Origin of the sequence: Kitasatospora sp. NPDC059571, from assembly GCF_042735675.1 — a bacterium.
GTDB lineage: Bacteria > Actinomycetota > Actinomycetes > Streptomycetales > Streptomycetaceae > Kitasatospora.
In genome coordinates this window covers 4577-22557 of sequence record NZ_JBHWBW010000083.1, presented here as the reverse complement: position 1 = coordinate 22557, position 17981 = coordinate 4577, and the positions used below count along the sequence as shown (strand labels likewise).

Below are 17981 nucleotides of genomic sequence, written 5' to 3'. Positions count from 1 at the left end.
GTTTTGGGCCGCCCCGACGCGCCTGATGGTGGGAGCCGTCGAGGGGCCCCCCCCGCCCCGGCCCCCGCCCCCCCCGGGGGGGGCGGGGCGCGCGGCGCGGGTGGGGTGAGTGGCCCCCGCCCCCCCCCCGGGCGGGGCCCGGGGGGCACGGGCGTCAGCGGGAGCGGGCGTCAGCGGGCGGCCCAGGCGAGCAGCCCGTCGAGCGGCAGCGTGGTGACCACCCGGTCCTCCGGGACGCCCGCGGCCTCGGCCCGGGCGCAGCCGTACGGCTGCCAGTCGAGCTGGCCGGGCGCGTGGGCGTCGGTGTCGATCGTGAACAGGCACCCCGCGTCCAGTGCCCGGGCGATCAGCCGGGACGGCGGGTCGCGGCGGTCCGGGCGGCAGTTGATCTCGACGGCGGTGCCGGTCTCGGCGCAGGCCGCGAAGACCGCGTCGGCGTCGAAGGCCGACTCCGGCCGGGCCCGCTTGCCGGCGACCAGCCGGCCGGTGCAGTGGCCGAGCACGTCGACCAGCGGGTTGCGGACGGCGGCGGTCATCCGCCGGGTCATCGCGGCCCGGTCCATCCGCAGTTTGGAGTGGACGGAGGCGACGACCACGTCGAGCTCGGCGAGCAGCGCCGGGTCCTGGTCGAGGCCGCCGTCGTCGAGGATGTCGCACTCGATCCCGGTCAGCAGGCGGAACGGGGCGAGCTCGCGGTTGACGGCGGCGACCACCCGCAGCTGCTCGCGGAGCCGCTCGGCGCTCAGCCCGTTGGCGACGGTCAGCCGCGGGGAGTGGTCGGTCAGCACGGCCCACTCGTGGCCGAGGTCGCGGGCGGTGCGGGCCATCTCCTCGATCGGGCTGCCGCCGTCCGACCAGTCGGAGTGCAGGTGGCAGTCGCCGCGCAGGGCGGCGCGCAGCTGCTCCCCGCCCTCGGCGAGCGGGCCCGCGCGCTCCTCGGCCTCGGCGAGGTAGCCGGGGGTGTCGCCGGCCGAGGCCTCGGCGATGACCTGCGCGGTGACCGGTCCGACGCCGGGCAGCCGGGCGGCGCGGTCCGCGTCGAGGGGGCCGGCGGGCAGCGATCGGGCGGCGGCGGCCGCGGTGCGGAAGGCCTTCACCCGGTACGGCGAGGCGTCCTCGCGCTCCAGCAGGAAGGCGATGCGTTCCAGTGCTGCGACGGGGTCCATGGGCCCAGTGTGGCGGGAGCCCCGGCGGGCCGCTCCCGGGCCGCCCCCGGGCGGTTTCCGGGCCGCCGGAGGCCTTGTTGACATGTCGTCTAACTGGTTGACTGCGGGTGGACCTCCGCTCCTCCCCCACCCCCACCGGAGCCCCGATGCGCGACACCGCCCGCACCAAGGACCGCGAGCAGAACGCCGACCGCCTGCTGCGCGCCTCCGCCCGGCACTCCTACGACCCGATGACCGAGATCGACTGGGACGCCCCGGTGGACCCGGACCACTTCGCCCTGCCCGCCCACCGGGTCGCCCTCTACGGCACCCCGCTGTGGGCGGGCCTGACCCCGCAGCAGCAGGCCCGGCTGAGCGTGCACCAGTTCGCCGCCTCCGCGGCTGCCGGCATCTGGTTCGAGCTGGTGCTGATGGAGGGCCTGATCCGGCACGTGTACGACGGCGACCTGACCACCCGGCACGCCCAGTACGCGCTGACCGAGGTCGCCGACGAGTGCCGGCACTCGACGATGTTCGCCCGCTACATCACCGCCACCGGGTACCCGTCCGCCCGGGTCTCCGCCCGGGCGCAGCGCCGCGGGAAGATCCACTTCCTGCTGAACGACACCACGATGACCTTCGCCGGCGCGATCTTCGTCGAGGAGTTCACCGACGCGATGCAGCGGGAGATGATCCGCGACGAGGCGCTGCAGCCGCTGGCCCGGTCGGTGGCGCGGATCCACGTGGTGGAGGAGGCCCGGCACATCGGGTACGCCAAACCGGAGCTGGAGCGGCGCTGGGCCCGGATGAGCCCGGCGCGCAAGGCGGTGTTCCGGCGCGGGCTGGTGGTGCTGGCCCGGCTGGCCGTCGCCGAGCTGGTGCACCCGCGGGTCTACGCCCTCTCCGGGCTCGACGCGCGGGAGGCCCGGCGCGCCGCCGCGCAGAACCCGCACTGGCAGCGGACCAAGGTGGACTGGGCTCGCAAGGCGATGGCGTTCTTCACCGAGATCGGGGTGATCGACGAGCGCACCGCGCCGCAGTGGCGCCGGGCCGGCCTGCTCGGCGCCGACTGAGCGCGCCGGGCCGCCCGGATCCGCCGAGCGGGGTGCGCGGCGCCCCCCTCCGGGCGGAGGATCGGAGGGTGGACGGCAACGGAACGGCCGGGGGGCTCCGCCTCGGCAGCGCGCGGGCGCGGTGGGTGCTGCTGGCGACCGTGCTGGGCTCCGGCATGGCGATGCTGGACGGCACCGTGGTCAACGTGGCGCTGCCGCGGATCGGCCAGGACCTCAACGCCTCGCTGGCGTCACTGCAGTGGACGGTCAACGCCTATCTGCTCACCCTCGCCGCACTGATCCTGCTGGGCGGCTCGCTCGGCGACCGGTACGGGCGGCGCCGGGTGTTCCTGATCGGCGTCTGCTGGTTCGCGGCCGCGTCGGCGATCTGCGCGGCGGCCCCGACCATCGAGGTGCTGATCGCGGCGCGGGCACTGCAGGGCATCGGCGGTGCGCTGCTGACGCCCGGCTCGCTGGCCATGCTCCAGGCGGTGTTCCACCCGGACGACCGGGCCGGCGCGGTCGGCGCCTGGTCGGGCCTGGGCGGGGTGGCGGCCGCGGTGGGGCCGTTCCTCGGCGGCTGGCTGGTGGACGGCCCGGGCTGGCGGTGGATCTTCCTGCTGAACGTGCCGGTGGCGGCGGTGGTGGTCGCGGTGTCGCTGCGGCACGTGCCGGAGACCCGCGATCCCGAGCAGTCCGGGCGCTTCGACGTGCTCGGGGCCGCGCTGGCCGCGCTGGCCCTGGCCGGGGTGACGTACGCGCTGACCGAGACAGGCAGCACCGCGGCACCGGTGGCCGGGGTGCTGGGGCTGGCGTTCGGGGTGGCGTTCGTGCTGGTGGAGCGGCGGGCGGCGGAGCCGATGCTGCCGCTGGAGCTGTTCTCCTCGCGGCTGTTCACCGCGGTGAACCTGGTGACGCTCTGCGTGTACGGCGCCTTCAGCGGGGTCTTCCTGCTGCTGACCGTGCAGTTGCAGGTGGTGTCCGGCTTCAGCCCGCTGACCGCCGGGGTGGCCCTGGTGCCGATCACGGTGATGATGCTGGCCTTCTCCGGCCGGGCCGGACGGCTGAGCCGGCGGATCGGGCCGCGGCTGCCGCTGTTCGTCGGACCGCTGGTCTGTGCCTGCGGGGTGCTGCTGATGCTGCGGATCGGGCCCGGCGCCTCGTACTGGACCGATGTGCTGCCCGCCGTGACCGTGATGGGCGCGGGGATGGCGCTGCTGGTCGCGCCGCTGACGGCGACCGTGCTGGCGGCCGTGGAGGTGCGGCGGGCCGGGATCGCCAGCGGGGTGAACAACGCGGCGGCCCGCGCCGCCGGACTGCTCGCGGTGGCGGCGCTGCCCGCGCTGTCGGGGCTGACCGGCAACGCCTACCGCGTCCCGGCCGAGGTGGACGACGCGTTCGGCACCGCGATGATGATCTGCGCCGGCCTGCTGGCGACCGGCGGACTGCTGGCGCTGGCGACCGTGCGCAGCGACGCGCTGGAGCCGGACCGGCCGGTCGCGGAGCCGAACTGCGAGTGGCGGTGCGACACCACCACCCCGCCGATGGACCCGGGGCACTGCCCGGAGCTGGAGGAACAGCAGCGGGCGGCCGACCGCTGAACCGCGGCCGACCGCCCCTGCTTCACCCTGCGGGCACTCCGAGCGGGCTCAGAGGATGTCGCCCGGCGCGTACTTCGCGGCCTCCGGGTGGGCCGCGGCGACGGCCTCGATCCGGCGGACGATCTCGGCGACCTGGGCACCGGCCGCGCCGGTGAAGGAGAGCCGGTCGGCGAGCAGCGCGTCCAGCGCGGCCCGGTCGAGCGGGATCCGCTCGTCCTCGGCGAGGCGGCCGAGCAGCGCGTTCTCGCGGGCGCCCTCACGCATGGCGAGCGCGGAGGCCACCGCGTGCTCCTTGATGACCTCGTGCGCGGTCTCCCGGCCGACGCCGGCCCGCACCGCGCCCATCAGGACCTTGGTGGTGGCGAGGAACGGCAGGTAGCGGTCGAGCTCGGCCTCGATGACGGCCGGGAAGGCGCCGAACTCGTCGAGGACGGTGAGGAAGGTCTCCAGCAGGCCGTCGAAGGCGAAGAAGGCGTCCGGCAGGGCGACCCGGCGGACGACGGAGCAGGAGACGTCGCCCTCGTTCCACTGGTCGCCGCCGAGCTCGGCGGTCATCGAGGCGTAGCCGCGCAGGATGACGGCGAGGCCGTTGACGCGCTCGCAGGAGCGGGTGTTCATCTTGTGCGGCATCGCCGAGGAGCCGACCTGGCCGGCCTTGAAACCCTCGGTGACCAGCTCGTGGCCGGCCATCAGGCGGATCGTCTTGGCGAGGCTGGACGGCGCGGCGGAGAGCTGGACGAGGGCGGAGGTCACCTCGAAGTCCAGCGAGCGCGGGTAGACCTGGCCGACGCTGGTGAGCACGTGGTCGAAGCCGAGGTGGCCGGCGACCCGACGCTCCAGCTCGGAGAGCTTCTCGGCGTCGCCGCCGAGCAGGTCGAGCATGTCCTGGGCGGTGCCGACCGGGCCCTTGATGCCGCGCAGCGGGTAGCGGGCGATGAGCTCCTCGAGGCGCGCGAAGGCGACCAGCAGCTCGTCCGCGACGGTGGCGAAGCGCTTGCCGAGGGTGGTGGCCTGGGCGGCGACGTTGTGCGAGCGGCCGGCCATGACCAGCTCGCCGTACTGGGCGGAGAGCCGGCCGAGGCGGACGAGGACGGCGACGGTGCGGTCGCGGACGTGCTCCAGCGACTGGCGGATCTGGAGCTGCTCGACGTTCTCGGTGAGGTCGCGCGAGGTCATGCCCTTGTGGATCTGCTCGTGCCCGGCGAGGTCGCTGAACTCCTCGATGCGGGCCTTCACGTCGTGCCGGGTGACGCGCTCGCGGGCGGCAATCGACTCCAGGTCGACCTGGTCGATGACGCGCTCGTAGTCGGCGACGGCGTCGGCCGGAACCTCGATGCCGAGGTCCTGCTGGGCCTTCAGGACGGCGAGCCACAGGTGGCGCTCGAGGACCACCTTGTGCTCGGGGGACCACAGCTGGGCCAGGGTCGCCGAGGCGTACCGGGAGGCCAGGACATTGGGGATCTGGGGCTTCGCGCTCACGCTTCGCAAGCCTAACAGTCGAGGCCGGGCGGGCCCGAGCCGCCTCGGCGCCGCTCCCCCGCAGGTCCGGGGGGCGGGCCCGAGCGGCGGCGCCTAGCGGGTGGCGCAGAGCAGCGGCAGCACCTGGCGGCAGAGCGACTCCAGGGCGACCCGCTGCTCGGCGTCGAGGCTGTCGAACGCCTCCTGGGCGCGGACCATGTCGGTGCGGATCCGCTCCAGCACCTCGCGGCCCTGCTCGGTGATACCGACGATCTTCACCCGGCGGTCGCCCGCGGCGGCCTCCCGCTGGGCCAGGCCGAGGGACTCCAGGCGGTCCACGATGCCGGTCACGTTGGACGCGTCGCAGCCCAGCCGACCGGCCAGCGCCCGCATCGGGACCGGCTCGCGGACGGCCTTGAGCGCCTTGGCCTGCGAGGAGTTGAGACCGTGCCGGGCGGCGGCCGCGGCGAAGTCCTGGAAGTAGGCGGCGCCCACGGCGGCCACCGTCTCCATCAGGTCGGCGGTGGTCGGCGGGGTGGCGGTGGCGTTGGTGCCCATGGGGTCAGGGTACGACGGAATGGTTCACCATCTCCAGCTTTGACCGTTCAAAGGACTTCCCCGCGGCGGGCGTCACAGCACCAGCTGCTCGAACAGGTGCCGCAGCTCGGCCTCCGGGTCGGCGGTCAGACCGGTGTGCACCGGGCCCGGCTGCACCACGGCGCTGCGCGGCGCGGTGAGCCAGCGGAAGCGCTGCCCGGGGCTGTCGCCCGCGGCCGGGCCGGCCGCCCCGCCGCCGCCGCAGACGCCCTCGACGCCGTGCAGCGCCCGGCGCACCCCGGCGACGTCCGCGACCGGGTCGAGGGCCAGCAGCCGCCCCTGGTCCAGGTGGGTGCGGGCGCCGAGGTAGCCGCTCTGCCGGCAGTAGAGCAGGACCCCGACGTTGACGAACTCGCCGCGTTCGACCCGCGGCACGGCGCGGATCACCGCGTACTCGTAGTCGTGGTAGCCGGTCGCGCTCATCGGGCGGACACCTCCGGGAGCCAGTCGCGGGGGCCCGCCAGCCGGGCCGTCAGCTGCGCACGGTAGGCGGCGCGGACGTCGTCGGGCGCGGCGAAGCCCGGCTCGTCGGCGAGCCACACGTCGGGGACGGCGGCCAGTGCCGCCTCCAGGGCCGCCGCCGCGCGCGGGGCGAGTTCGGCGTCGGCGGCCTTCAGGTCGGGCGCCGCGGGCAGCAGCGCGTGGTCCGCGGCGTCGTAGCGGCGGGCCACCCAGCCGGCCGCGCCGGCCCAGTGGTGATGGAAGATCAGGCTGGCGCCGTGGTCGATCAGGCGCAGCCCGCCGGCCGCGACCAGCAGGTTGGGGTTGCGCCAGGAGCGGTCGACGTTGCCGATCAGGGCGTCGAACCAGAGCACCCGCCCGGCGAGTTCCGGGTCGACGTCGAAGCAGAGCGGGTCGAAGTTGAGGGCGCCGCTGACGAACGCCATGCCGAGGTTGGCGCCGCCGCTGGCCCGCATCTGCTCCTGGATCTGGACCTCGGGCTCGCTGCGGGCGAGCACCGGGTCGAGGTCGAGCAGGACGAGTTCGGGCACCGGCAGGCCGAGGCCGCGGCCGAGCTCGCCGGCCAGTACCTCGGCCACCAGGGCCTTGCGGCCCTGCGCGGCGCCGCACCACTTCAGCACGTACAGCCTGCGGTCGTCGCCCTCGACCAGGCCGGGCATCGAGCCGCCTTCGCGCAGGGGCGTCACATAGCGGAGCGCCGTCACCTCGGGGAGCATCCGGCCAGCGTACCGACCCCGCGGGTGCCTCTCGCCGCCGCACTGCGGTGGCAGGTGCCGTTCGTCCGTGCGAGTGTGGCCAGACAGTGGCTCTCTACGGCACGGACCAGCACGCAACGGACCAGCACGTAAGGGATGGACGATGGAGCGACCTCGGATCCTGATCGTCGGCGGCGGCTTCGCCGGGCTGGAGTGCGCCCGCCGGCTGGAACACAAGCTCGCGCCCTCCGAGGCGGAGATCTCGCTCGTCACCCCGTTCAGCTACCAGCTCTACCTGCCGTTGCTGCCGCACGTCGCGGCCGGCGTGCTGACGCCGCAGTCGGTCGCGGTGTCACTGCGCCGCAGCCTGCGCCGCACGCACATCGTGCCGGGCGGCGCGATCGGGGTGGACCCGCGGGCCAAGGTGATCGTGGTCCGCAAGATCACCGACGAGGTGGTGGCGGAGCGGTACGACTACCTGGTGCTCGCACCGGGCAGCGTCACCCGCACGTTCGACATCCCGGGGCTGACCGACTACGCCCGCGGGATGAAGACGCTGGCCGAGGCCGCGTACATCCGCGACCACGTGATCGCGCAGCTGGACCTCGCCTCGACCACGCTGGACCAGCGCGAGCGGGAGTCCCGGCTGCAGTTCGTGGTGGTCGGCGGCGGCTACGCGGGCACCGAGACCGCGGCCTGCCTCCAGCGGCTCACCACCGCGGCGATCCGGCGCTACCCGCGGCTGGACCCGCGGCTGATCAAGTGGCACCTGATCGACATCGCCCCCAAGCTGATGCCGGAGCTGGGCGACAAGCTCGGCACCACCGCGCTGGAGATCCTGCGCGGGCGCGGCGTCGAGGTGTCGCTGGGCGTCTCGGTGGCCGAGGTCGGCGCGGAGAGCGTGAAGTTCACCGACGGCCGGGTGCTGCCGAGCCGGACGCTGATCTGGACGGCGGGGGTCACCGCCAGCCCGCTGATCGGCACGCTGGACGCGGAGACCGTGCGCGGCCGGATCGCGGTCACCGCGGAGATGCGGGTGCCGCAGTTCGACGGGGTGTTCGCGCTCGGCGACGCGGCCGCCGTACCGGACCTCGCGCAGGGCGACGGCGCGGTCTGCCCGCCGACCGCCCAGCACGCCGCCCGCCAGGGCAAGGCCGTCGCCGACAACGTGGCGGCGGCGCTGCGCAACCAGCCGCTGGAGCCGTACTACCACAAGGATCTCGGCCTGGTGGTGGACCTCGGCGGCAAGGACGCCGTCTCCAAGCCGCTCGGCGTCGAACTGCACGGGCTGCCCGCGCAGCTGGTCGCCCGGGGCTACCACCTGATGGCGATGCGGACCAACTCGAGCAAGTTCCGGGTCGGCGCGAACTGGCTGCTGAACGCCACCGCCGGCGACGACTTCGTGCGGACCGGCTTCCTGGCCCGGCAGCCCGCCCGGCTGCAGGACTTCGAGTACACCGACGCCTATCTGACCCGTGACCAGGTGCGCGAGCACGCCCAGTCGCTGCTGGCGCGGGGATCCGCCACCTGACGGAGAGTCAGTGTCACCGGTCGGGTGAATCCGCCCGCCGGCCGGCCCCGGCGCTACCGCCCTGACCTGGGCGGTAGCGCCGACACGCATGCCCGGGTGATTGTCGGACAGCGCGCCGCGGCCGCGATTAGCGTCCGGCGGCATGCGACCAATCTCCCTGCCCCGCCGCCGCACCGTGCTGTCCGCCGCGGCCGCCGCCACCGCCGGTGCCGCACTCGCCGGGCCCGCCCGGGCGCTCGCCGCGCCCGCCGACGTGCCCGCGGACGCGGCGGCGGCCCGCGAGATCCGCGACGAGTTCGTGCACAGCTGGGAGGGGTACAAGCAGGTCGCCTGGGGCTGGGACGAGGTCCGGCCGGTCTCCGGCACCCGCAACGACTTCTTCGCCGACGGGCGGACCTTCGGCCTGTCGATCGTCGAGGCACTGGACACCCTGTGGCTGATGGGGCTGGACGACGACGTCCGGCTCTGCGCCGACTGGATCGAGCAGCACCTCGACCCGGCGCAGGACGCCGACGTCCAGGTCTTCGAGGCGGTCATCCGGCTCGTCGGCGGGCTGCTCGCGGGCCACCTGTGCACCGGCCGGGACGCCCTGCTGACCCGCTGCCGCGAGCTCGCGGACCGGCTGCTGCCCGCCTTCACCCGCTCCCCCACCGGCATGCCGTACCGCTACGTCAACCTGCGCACCGGCGCGGTCTCCGGCACCACCAGCCCGCTCGCCGAGATCGGCTCCAACGTGCTGGAGTTCGGCCTGCTCTCGCAGCTGACGGGCGATCAGAAGTACTGGGACGCCGCCAAGCGCGCGCTGCGCGCGGTCGTCCAGCGCCGCTCCGCGCTCGACCTGCTCGGCACCTCGCTGAACATCGAGAGCGGGCGGTGGAAGGACACCACCGCGTGCGCGCCCAACCCGCCGGTCGACTCCTTCTACGAGTACCTGTGGGCGGGCGCCGAGCTCTTCGGCGACGGCGAACTGCGGGACTGGTACCGGCTGCTGACCGACGCGGTGCTCGGCCGCCAGCTGGAGCGGCAGGGCGGCTACGCCTGGTACCGGCAGGTCGACTACGCCACCGGGCGCACCGTCGGCCGGGGCGCCTCCGAGCTCGGCTCGTTCTACGCGGGGCTGCTCGGCAAGGGCGGCGACCTGGACGCGGGGCGCGACTACTACCGCACCTGGACGATGATCCTCGACAACAACCCGGTGGTGCCGGAGGCGATCGACTACGGGGGCGCCTCGGTGACCTCGGGCCGCAACGACCTGCGGCCGGAGTACGTCAACTCCTCCTTCGACCTGTGGCGGCTGACCGGCGACCCGTACTTCAAGGAGACCGCGTACCGGTACTTCGCCGGGCTGCGGGACAACCTGCGGGTGCCCGGAGGGTACACGGTCGCCGACGAGGTGTCGCCGGTGCGGCGCGGCGACCTGACCCCGGGCTACTGGTTCGCGGAGAACCCGAAGTACCTCTACCTGATGTTCGCGGCGGCGCCGCGCTTCGACTACCGCTCCGGCCTGCTGTCGACGGAGGGGAAGCTGCTGCGCGGCGCCGTGCGGGGCTGACCGTCCGGCCGGGTCAGCGGGCCGTCAGGTACATCCCGGCGGCGTCCTGGCCCGGGGTGTTGCGGCAGGACCAGTTGCCGGACGTCTGGGCGGCGAGCAGGGTCAGGCAGCGGCCGAGGGCGAGCTCGGCGTAGTAGTTGGGGTGGAAGGACTCCTGCAGGGTGCCCTGCGTGGTGGTGCCCATGTCCAGGAAGCGGGCCCACTCGCTGGTGGTCGCCGAGGGTGCGGTGCCCGGTGCGGCGAGCCTGGTGGCGGTGGAGCAGACCTCGCGGCCCTGCAGCAGGTCGCGCAGGTCGAGGAACTGCACGCCCTTGGCCGCCGCCACCGCGGCGAGGTGGTCGGAGATCTCCGGGACGAGGGTGTCGCGGGCCCAGGTGGCGTCGCCGTCCCAGAACGGGCAGCCGCCGGTGCTCGTCCGGCTCCAGCCGCTCTCCGGGTAGCGGTTCTCGCTGCTGCGCGGGATCGGCGAGGGGTAGGACTGCAGGACGATCCGGTAGCTGCCGCTCGCGTACCCGGCGGCGGACATCACCGCCCGGACCTCGTCGATCGACTTGCCGACGCCGGCCATCGCGGTGGACATCTTCGCGTCCACCGCGGCCTGCTGGTCGTCGTTGCAGTACGAGTACCAGATCTCGTAGTCCTGCACGCAGGTGGAGATCACGTCCGCGAAGCCGAGGTCGTTGCCGCCGACGGACAGCGTGATCAGCTTGACCGTGTTGTTCGCGGCGACCTGGGCGAGCTGGTCGGCCTGCGGGGCCTCGCCCTTGAAGGACTGTCCGCCGTTGGCGGCGCGGAAGACGTTGGCGGTGGTGGCGCCGGAGCAGGCGAGGTTGATCTGGGTCTGCGCGACGGTGGGCGCGGAGCGGACCTCGGCGACGTCGGACCGGTCGCACCCGCTCGCGTAGGTGGTGCCGTAGACCCGGGTCGGGTCGTAGCCGCTGCCCGTCCAGGCGCGGTCGGTGCCGTCGCGGCTGCCGGAGGTGGTGTCGCTGTTGCCCTTCCAGCGGCCGGCCTCGCCGGAGATGTAGCTGTCGCCCATGGAGACGACGGCGGTGGGACCGGTGGCGGCCGCGGCGGGGGCCGGGGTGGCCAGGAGCAGCGGCAGGACGAGGGCTGCGGCGGTGAGCAGGGCGGCGGCTCTGGGGGGCGTGCGGTTCTCGGGCACGGCGGAACTCCTGCGGACGGCCTCGCGCGCGTGGGGTAGCGAGGCGCTGGTGAGGGTGGACCGCCGGCCGGTGGCGTGGAGAAGATGACATGCCCGCGGTTGTTACCGCCAGGTATCTGCAGCATCAAATTCGCTCGGTGACGGAGCATGTCCGTGCGTGACGGAGATCACTCCCGCCGCCCGTCGCCCGCTCAGGTCAGCCGGGGCGCCCCCCGCCCGGTGCGCAGCACCGCGGCCAGGTCGTCCGCCAGCCGGGCGGCCTCCTCGGCGGTGAGTGCGGCCGGGGTGAGCCGGATGCCGGGCGGGGACTGCAGCCGGAACCGCGCACCGGGCGCGGCGACCCAGCCGCGCTGGAGCAGGGCGGCCGTCACCGCCGTCTCGTCGGGCACCGGCACCCAGACGTTCAGCCCGCTCTCGCCGTGACCGGCGATGCCGTGCCGGGCGAGCCCGGCCAGCAGCGCCTCGCGGCGGGCGCGGTAGGCGGCGGCGACCCGCGCCACCGGGGCCGCGTCGGTGCGCCAGAGTTCGGCGACCGCGCACTGCAGGAGGTGGCTGACCCAGCCGGTGGCCAGCCGCTGGCGCCCCAGGATCCGGCCGATGGTCTCCTCGTCGCCGACCGCCACCGACAGCCGCAGGTCGGGCCCGTACGCCTTGGCGGCGGACCTGACGAGCAGTCGGCTCGGCAGCGCGGGCCCGCCGTCGGGTGCCGCGGCGAGCGAGCGGAACGGCTGGTCGACCATGCCGTGGCCGTGGTCGTCCTCGATCAGCAGGATGCCCGGGTGGCGGGCCAGGACGGCGCGCAGGTCGGCGGCGCGGGCCTCGGTCAGGGCGGCGCCGGTCGGGTTCTGGGCGCGGCTGGTGACGATCAGGCAGCGGGCGCCGGCGGCGAGCGCGGCGTTCACGGCGTCGGGCAGCGGGCCCTCGTCGTCCAGGGCGACCGGGGCGGGCCGGAGGCCGAGGGCGGGCAGCAGGTCGAGCAGGCTGCCCCAGCCCGGGTCCTCGACGGCGACGGTGTCGCCGGGGCGCAGCCGGGTGACGAGGGCCTGTTCGATGGTGTCGAGGGAGCCCGAGCAGACCGCCAGGGCGCCGTCCGGGGCGCCGTCGGCGGCGAAGGAGGCGCGGGCCAGGTCGAGCAGGCCGGGGTCGGCGGCGGGGTGGCCGTAGAGCACGGGCGCCCGGTCGGCGGCGGCCGCGGCAACGGCGAGGGCGGGCCCGAGGGCGGGCAGCAGGGCGGGGTCGGGGTTGCCCGCGGAGACGTCCACGGCGCCGGCCGGGACGGGGATCCGGATCTGGTCGCGCGGGGTGGTGACCGGCCGGGGGCGGATCCGGCTGCCCTTGCGCCCGGCGGTCTCGATGACGCCGCGGTCGCGCAGCAGGCGGTAGGCGGCGGCGACGGTGTTGGGGTTGACGCCGAGGTCGGCGGCGAGGTCGCGCAGCGGCGGGAGGGCCGTGCCGGGCGGCAGTTCGCCCGTGCCCACGGCCCGTTCGACGTCGGCGGCGATCTCGCTGGCACGCCGACCCTTGATCGGATACTCTCCTAGCACAAAGAACATTATGCACTAGTACAGAGGGGTTGTCATGTCGGACACCGCCTACGCCCGGACCGCCCGGACCACGCCCACCCGCTACCGGGAGCGGGCGACCTGGGAGCGCGAGGCGATCCACGCCGTCCTCGACGCCTCCTGGATATGCCACCTCGGCTTCGTCGTGGACGGCGCGCCGGTCGTCCTGCCGACCATCTACGCCCGGGTCGGCGACCGGCTGTACGTCCACGGCTCCACCGGCAGCCGCCCGCTGCGCGCCGCCGGGGACGACCGGGGCCTGCCGGTCTGCGTCACCGTCACCCTGGTCGACGGCCTGGTGCTGACCAAGTCCGCCTTCAACCACTCCGTCAACTTCCGCTCGGTGGTGGCACACGGCACCGCCCACCAGGTCACCGACCCCGACGAGCTCGCGGTGGCACTCGACGCGCTGGTGGACCAGGCGGTACCCGGCCGCTCGGCAGACGTCCGCCCGGCCAACGCCAAGGAGCTCGCCGCCACCGCGGTGATCCGGCTGGTGCTGGACGAGGTGTCGGCCAAGACCCGCAACGACGGCGCGAACGACGACGAGGCCGACCTCGGCCTGCCGCACTGGTCCGGCGTGGTCCCGGTGCGCACCGCGTACGGCACGCCCGAGCCGCACCCTGGCACCGCCGTCCCGCTGCCCGGCTACCTGGCCGAGCTGGGCTGAGCGGGTCCGCGATGCTGATCAGATCCTGGGACCGCGGCAGCGAACCGGAGTGGCGCACCTGGCTGGCGGGCCGCGACTTCGGGCTGCTGGCGGCGAACGGCCCGGCCGGCTCCGGACCGGTGCTCGTGCCCACCCACTTCCTGCTGGACGCTGACGCCGGCGAGATCCTGCTCCACCTCGCGGCGCCGAACCCGATCTGGGCGGCGCTGCGCGCCGACCCGCACGCCACCCTCGCGGTCACCGACGACTACGCCTACGCCCCCGGCTACTGGCGCGGCGAGCCGGGCACCCCGACCAGCCTGTACGCCTCGGTGCACTTCGACTGCACCGCCGAGATCGTCGACGACCCGGCGGGCAAGGCGGAGATCCTCACCCGGCAGGTCGCCCACTTCCAGCCCGAGGCCGCCCTCGGGGTGGTCCCGGGCGAGGCCCCGTTCGGCCCGCTCCTCTCCGGCCTGCGAGGGCTGCGGCTGACCGTGCGCTCGGTGCGGGCCAAGTTCAAGTACGACGACAAGAAGACGGTCGCCGAGCAGGCGGAGCTGGCCGACCGGCTCGCCGAGCGCGGCACCGGCCGGGACGCGGGCGCACGCACCCAGCTGCTGCGGCGCAACGCCCGGCGCGCCGGGCACCGGGCCGGCGACGGCGGACGGGTGACGGACGGCAGCTGAGCGACGGGTGGCGGCCGAACGGCGGACGGGCCGTCGGCTGTCGTCCCATCAGCCGCAAAACGGGCACAACGGGCATGGAACTGATGGAATGTGGAACGGATCCTGTCCACCTCCCGGCCGAGCAGGCGGGCCGCCCACCGTCGAGGAGCCCGTCACCGTGTCCACCTCGTCCCCGCCGCATCCGGAGGCCCATCTCGGGCACGTCGTGTTCATCTCGGCCGCGGCCGCGATGGGCGGCTTCCTCTTCGGCTACGACAGCGCGGTCATCAACGGCGCGGTGACCGGGATCCAGAAGCACTTCGGGGTGGGCAACGGCGAGACGGCGTTCGTGGTGGCCATCGCCCTGCTGGGCTCGGCGGCCGGCGCAGTGGTGGCCGGGCGGCTCGCCGACCACCTCGGCCGGGTGCGGACGATGCTGCTGGCGGCGACGCTGTTCGCCCTCAGCGGCGTCGGCTCGATGTTCCCCCCGTCCATCCAGGTGCTGGCGGTGTGGCGGGTGGTCGGCGGTGTGGCGATCGGCATCGCCTCGGTGATCGCCCCGACGTACATCGCCGAGGTCTCCCCCACCGCCTACCGCGGCCGGCTGGCCTCGTTCCAGCAGCTCGCCATCGTCCTCGGCATCACCGTCTCCCAGCTCGCCAACTACGCGCTGAACCAGGCCGCCGGCGGGGAGTCCACCAACCACCTGGGCGGGATCCAGGCCTGGCAGTGGATGCTCGGCGTCGAGACGATCCCGGCCCTCGTGTACGGGCTGATGGCGCTGGCCATCCCCGAGTCGCCGCGCTACCTGATCGCCGACAACCGCGAGGAGCAGGCGCGCAAGGTGCTCACCGAGGTCGAGGGGCAGGGCGTCGACCTGGACGCCCGGGTCGCCGAGATCCGGTCGGTGCTGAACGCGTCCCGCAAGCCGCGGGCGAAGGACCTCCTCGGCGGCCGCTTCGGACTGCTGCCGATCGTCTGGGTGGGCATCGGCGCCTCGGTGTTCCAGCAGTTCGTCGGCATCAACGTGATCTTCTACTACTCGTCGTTCCTGTGGCAGTCGGTCGGCATCAACGAGTCCAACTCCCTGCTCATCAGCCTCTCCACCTCGATCGTCAACGTGGTCGGCACGGTGGTCGCGATGACCCTGGTCGACCGGATCGGCCGCAAGCCGCTGGCCCTGGCCGGCTCGGTCGGCATGGCGCTCTCGCTGGGCACCGCCGCCTGGGCGTTCTCCTACCGGCAGGGCACCGGGAACACCGCCACCCTGGAGAGCACGTACGCCACCGTGGCGCTGGTGGCGGCGCACGTCTTCGTCTTCTGCTTCGCGTTCTCCTGGGGCGTGGTGGTCTGGGTGCTGCTCGGCGAGATGTTCCCGAACGCGATCCGGGCCCTGGCGTTGTCGGTCGCCGCGTCCGCGCAGTGGATCGCCAACTGGGCGATCACGGTCAGCTTCCCCGACCTCGCCGACTGGAACCTGTCGGCCACCTACGTGATCTACGCGGGCTTCGCCCTGCTGTCCATCCCGTTCGTGGCGTACTGCATCAAGGAGACCAAGGGCCGGCCGCTGGAGGACATGGGATGAGCGGGCACGACGAGGCGGTCGGCGGGCCGGTGCAGAACGTCGAGTTCCCCAGCAACGGGCAGACCGCGCACGGCTATCTGGCGCTCCCGCCGCAGGGGGTCGGCCCCGGCCTGGTGGTCGTCCAGGAGTGGTGGGGGCTCACCACCCACATGACGGCGATGGTGGACCGGTTCGCCGCGGAGGGATACGTCGCCCTCGCCCCCGACCTGTACGGCGGCGCCACCACGCACGACCGCGACGAGGCGGCCCGGATGCTGCGGGAGCTGCCGCCCGACCGCGCGGCACGGGACCTGCGCGGCGCGGTGGACTTCCTGCTGGAGCACCCCCGGACGGTCGGCGACGCGGTCGGCGTGGTCGGGTTCTGCATGGGCGGCGGGCTGGCTCTGGTGCTCGCCGCCCAGGAGGGCGACCGGGTCGCGGCGGTGGTGCCGTTCTACGGCCTGCCGAAGGTGCCCGGCTTCGACTACCGGGGACTGACCGCGCACGTGCTCGGCCACTACGGCGAGCTCGACACCTCGATCACCGAGGAGGCGGTCGACGAGGCGGCGATGCTGATCGGCGAGGCCACCGACCGGCGGCCGGAGATCCACTTCTACCCGGCCGGGCACGCCTTCATGAACGACGAGAACCCGGCCGGCACCTACGACCCGCTCCAGGCCCGGACGGCCTGGCAGCGCACCCTCAGCTTCCTCTGGGGGTACCTGGGCTGAGCCCCGGCCACGGCCGCGGCGGGCCGGGAACCGACGGCCGGACGCCGGTCTCCGGTAATCGGATGGACATCCGGGCGGGGAGCACCGATAGTCTCGGGGTGACCTCCGCCCCCACGCTCCCCCCGGCGCCGCCCTTCCCGGCGCCCCCGGCGCCCCGCCCGTTCGCCTGGGCCGGCCGGAACTTCCGGATCCAGACCGCCGCCACCGTGGTCGCCGGCCTCGGCAACGCCGCCGCCCCGATCGCCACCGCCTTCGCCGTCCTGGAGGCGGGCGGCACCACCACGGAGGTCGGCTACGTCACCGCCGCCCGCCTGGTGCCCCTGGTGCTCTTCCTGCTGGTCGGCGGCGCCCTCGCGGACCGGATACCCCGGCACCGGGTGATGGTCGGCGCCAACCTGTTCAACGCGCTCTCGCAGACCGTCCTCGCCGCCCTGGTGCTGGCCGGCGGCGCCCCGCTCTGGTCGCTGCTGCTCTGCGCGGCGGCCGGCGGCGCCGGGCAGGCGTTCTACGCCCCGGCCTCCGAGGGCATGATCATGGAGAGCGTGGCCGCGGCCGACGCCGGCAGGGCCTTCTCGGTGTACCGGATGGCGCTGAACGGGTCGCAGATCGGCGGCGCGGCGTTCGGCGGCGCGCTGGCCGCCGCGGCCGGCCCCGGCTGGGTGCTGCTGCTCGACGCGGCCGGGTTCGCGGTGGCCGGCTCGCTGCGCGCCCTGCTGAAGGTCGAACAGCTGCGCCCGGACGCCGCACGACCTGGGCTGGTGCACGAACTGCGCCTCGGCTGGCGGGAGTTCGTTTCGCGCCGCTGGCTCTGGGCGGTCGTCCTGCAGTTCTCCCTCATGATCGCCTGCGTGGGCGCGGTGGAGGCCGTCTACGGCCCGGTGGTGGCGGCCCGGCGGTTCGGCGGCGCGGACGCCTGGGGCCTGGCGATGGCCGCGCTCGGCATCGGCATGGTCGCCGCCGGCCTGCTGATGGCCCGCTGGCAGCCCCGCCGGCTGCTGCTGGTCGGCAACGTCGGCGTCTTCCTGTTCGCCGTGCCCGCCCTGGCCCTGGCCTCCGGCGCGGACCTGCCCGTACTGATCGCCGCGATGTTCGTCTCCGGCTGCGGCGTGACGGTCTTCGGCGTCAACTGGATGGTCGCGATGCAGCAGGAGATCCCGCCGAGATGTTCTCCCGGGTCTCCGCGTACGACCACCTCGGCTCGATCGCGCTCACCCCGCTCGGCACCGCGCTGGCCGGCCCGGCCGCCGACGCGCTCGGCCTGGACGGCGCCCTGTGGACCTGCGCCCTGGTCACCGTCGGCCTGGCGGTCGCCGTCCTCGCGGTGCCCGAGGTCCGCCGGCTGACCCGGGCCGCCGACCGCACCCCGGCCCCCGACGCCCTGTCCGACACCGCGCCCTGACCCCCGGCCCGACGGTGCGCGGTGCACGGCGTCCCGGCTCCTGGGGCAACCGGGCCGGGGGGGGGGGGGGGGCGGGGGGGCGCCCCCCCCCCCCCCCCCCCCCGGCGGCCCCGCCCCCCCCCCCCCGGGGAGGAGCGGGCGGACGGGGGC

16 protein-coding genes are annotated in these 17981 nt (G+C 74.6%); 9 read left to right on the top strand and 7 right to left on the bottom strand.

Annotation, left to right across the window (positions count from 1 at the left end):
* Positions 1-170: 170 nt before the first annotated feature.
* Positions 171-1166, bottom strand: coding sequence for a PHP domain-containing protein (locus ACFV0G_RS12790; protein WP_380545810.1), 996 nt, complete (start codon positions 1164-1166; stop codon positions 171-173).
* Positions 1167-1312: 146 nt separating this feature from the next.
* Between ACFV0G_RS12790 and ACFV0G_RS12785 the strand changes: the two genes are divergently transcribed.
* Positions 1313-2218 (top strand): diiron oxygenase, encoded by a 906-nt coding sequence (locus ACFV0G_RS12785; RefSeq protein WP_380545808.1) that lies wholly within the window; start codon positions 1313-1315, stop codon positions 2216-2218.
* 68 nt (positions 2219-2286) lie between these two features.
* Positions 2287-3798 (top strand): MFS transporter, encoded by a 1512-nt coding sequence (locus ACFV0G_RS12780; RefSeq protein ID WP_380545806.1) that lies wholly within the window; start codon positions 2287-2289, stop codon positions 3796-3798.
* A 48-nt stretch (positions 3799-3846) separates the two neighbouring features.
* Here ACFV0G_RS12780 and purB read toward each other — a convergent pair whose 3' ends face one another.
* The 4 genes from purB to ACFV0G_RS12760 all read right to left on the bottom strand — a co-directional run bounded on the left by purB (position 3847) and on the right by ACFV0G_RS12760 (position 7031).
* Positions 3847-5277 (bottom strand): adenylosuccinate lyase, encoded by a 1431-nt coding sequence (gene purB, locus ACFV0G_RS12775; protein WP_380545803.1) that lies wholly within the window; start codon positions 5275-5277, stop codon positions 3847-3849.
* 93 nt (positions 5278-5370) lie between these two features.
* Positions 5371-5814, bottom strand: coding sequence for a MarR family winged helix-turn-helix transcriptional regulator (locus tag ACFV0G_RS12770; RefSeq protein WP_380545801.1), 444 nt, complete (start codon positions 5812-5814; stop codon positions 5371-5373).
* A 72-nt stretch (positions 5815-5886) separates the two neighbouring features.
* Complete coding sequence (locus tag ACFV0G_RS12765) at positions 5887-6276, bottom strand: DUF3037 domain-containing protein (protein ID WP_380545799.1); 390 nt, start codon at positions 6274-6276, stop codon at positions 5887-5889.
* Positions 6273-7031 (bottom strand): HipA family kinase, encoded by a 759-nt coding sequence (locus ACFV0G_RS12760; protein WP_380545797.1) that lies wholly within the window; start codon positions 7029-7031, stop codon positions 6273-6275. The genes ACFV0G_RS12765 and ACFV0G_RS12760 overlap by 4 nt, the downstream gene beginning before the upstream one ends.
* 142 nt (positions 7032-7173) lie before the next feature.
* Between ACFV0G_RS12760 and ACFV0G_RS12755 the strand changes: the two genes are divergently transcribed.
* A complete protein-coding gene (locus ACFV0G_RS12755) occupies positions 7174-8541 on the top strand; it encodes an NAD(P)/FAD-dependent oxidoreductase (RefSeq protein WP_380545795.1) in 1368 nt (455 codons plus the stop codon).
* A 142-nt stretch (positions 8542-8683) separates the two neighbouring features.
* On the top strand, positions 8684-10093 hold the full coding sequence (locus ACFV0G_RS12750; protein ID WP_380545793.1) for a glycoside hydrolase family 47 protein: 1410 nt from the start codon (positions 8684-8686) through the stop codon (positions 10091-10093).
* A gap of 13 nt (positions 10094-10106) precedes the next feature.
* Here ACFV0G_RS12750 and ACFV0G_RS12745 read toward each other — a convergent pair whose 3' ends face one another.
* Positions 10107-11258: a GDSL-type esterase/lipase family protein gene (locus ACFV0G_RS12745; RefSeq protein ID WP_380545791.1), complete on the bottom strand. Its 1152-nt coding sequence runs from the start codon at positions 11256-11258 to the stop codon at positions 10107-10109.
* Positions 11259-11449: 191 nt separating this feature from the next.
* Entirely contained in the window at positions 11450-12802 is a 1353-nt protein-coding gene (locus tag ACFV0G_RS12740; protein WP_380545788.1) for an aminotransferase class I/II-fold pyridoxal phosphate-dependent enzyme, read from the bottom strand.
* A gap of 34 nt (positions 12803-12836) precedes the next feature.
* Here ACFV0G_RS12740 and ACFV0G_RS12735 point away from each other — a divergent pair, with 34 nt between their 5' ends.
* The 5 genes from ACFV0G_RS12735 to ACFV0G_RS12715 all read left to right on the top strand — a co-directional run bounded on the left by ACFV0G_RS12735 (position 12837) and on the right by ACFV0G_RS12715 (position 17775).
* A complete protein-coding gene (locus ACFV0G_RS12735) occupies positions 12837-13490 on the top strand; it encodes a pyridoxamine 5'-phosphate oxidase family protein (RefSeq protein ID WP_380545786.1) in 654 nt (217 codons plus the stop codon).
* 11 nt (positions 13491-13501) lie between these two features.
* Complete coding sequence (locus tag ACFV0G_RS12730) at positions 13502-14158, top strand: FMN-binding negative transcriptional regulator (protein WP_380545784.1); 657 nt, start codon at positions 13502-13504, stop codon at positions 14156-14158.
* Between the two features lie 157 nt (positions 14159-14315).
* Positions 14316-15722 carry a sugar porter family MFS transporter gene (locus ACFV0G_RS12725; protein ID WP_380545782.1) on the top strand — a complete coding sequence of 469 codons (1407 nt, stop codon included), beginning with the start codon at positions 14316-14318 and terminating at the stop codon, positions 15720-15722.
* Positions 15719-16432 carry a dienelactone hydrolase family protein gene (locus tag ACFV0G_RS12720; RefSeq protein ID WP_380545780.1) on the top strand — a complete coding sequence of 238 codons (714 nt, stop codon included), beginning with the start codon at positions 15719-15721 and terminating at the stop codon, positions 16430-16432. The genes ACFV0G_RS12725 and ACFV0G_RS12720 overlap by 4 nt, the downstream gene beginning before the upstream one ends.
* A 98-nt stretch (positions 16433-16530) precedes the next feature.
* On the top strand, positions 16531-17775 hold the full coding sequence (locus ACFV0G_RS12715; protein ID WP_380545778.1) for an MFS transporter: 1245 nt from the start codon (positions 16531-16533) through the stop codon (positions 17773-17775).
* Positions 17776-17981 lie beyond the last annotated feature (206 nt).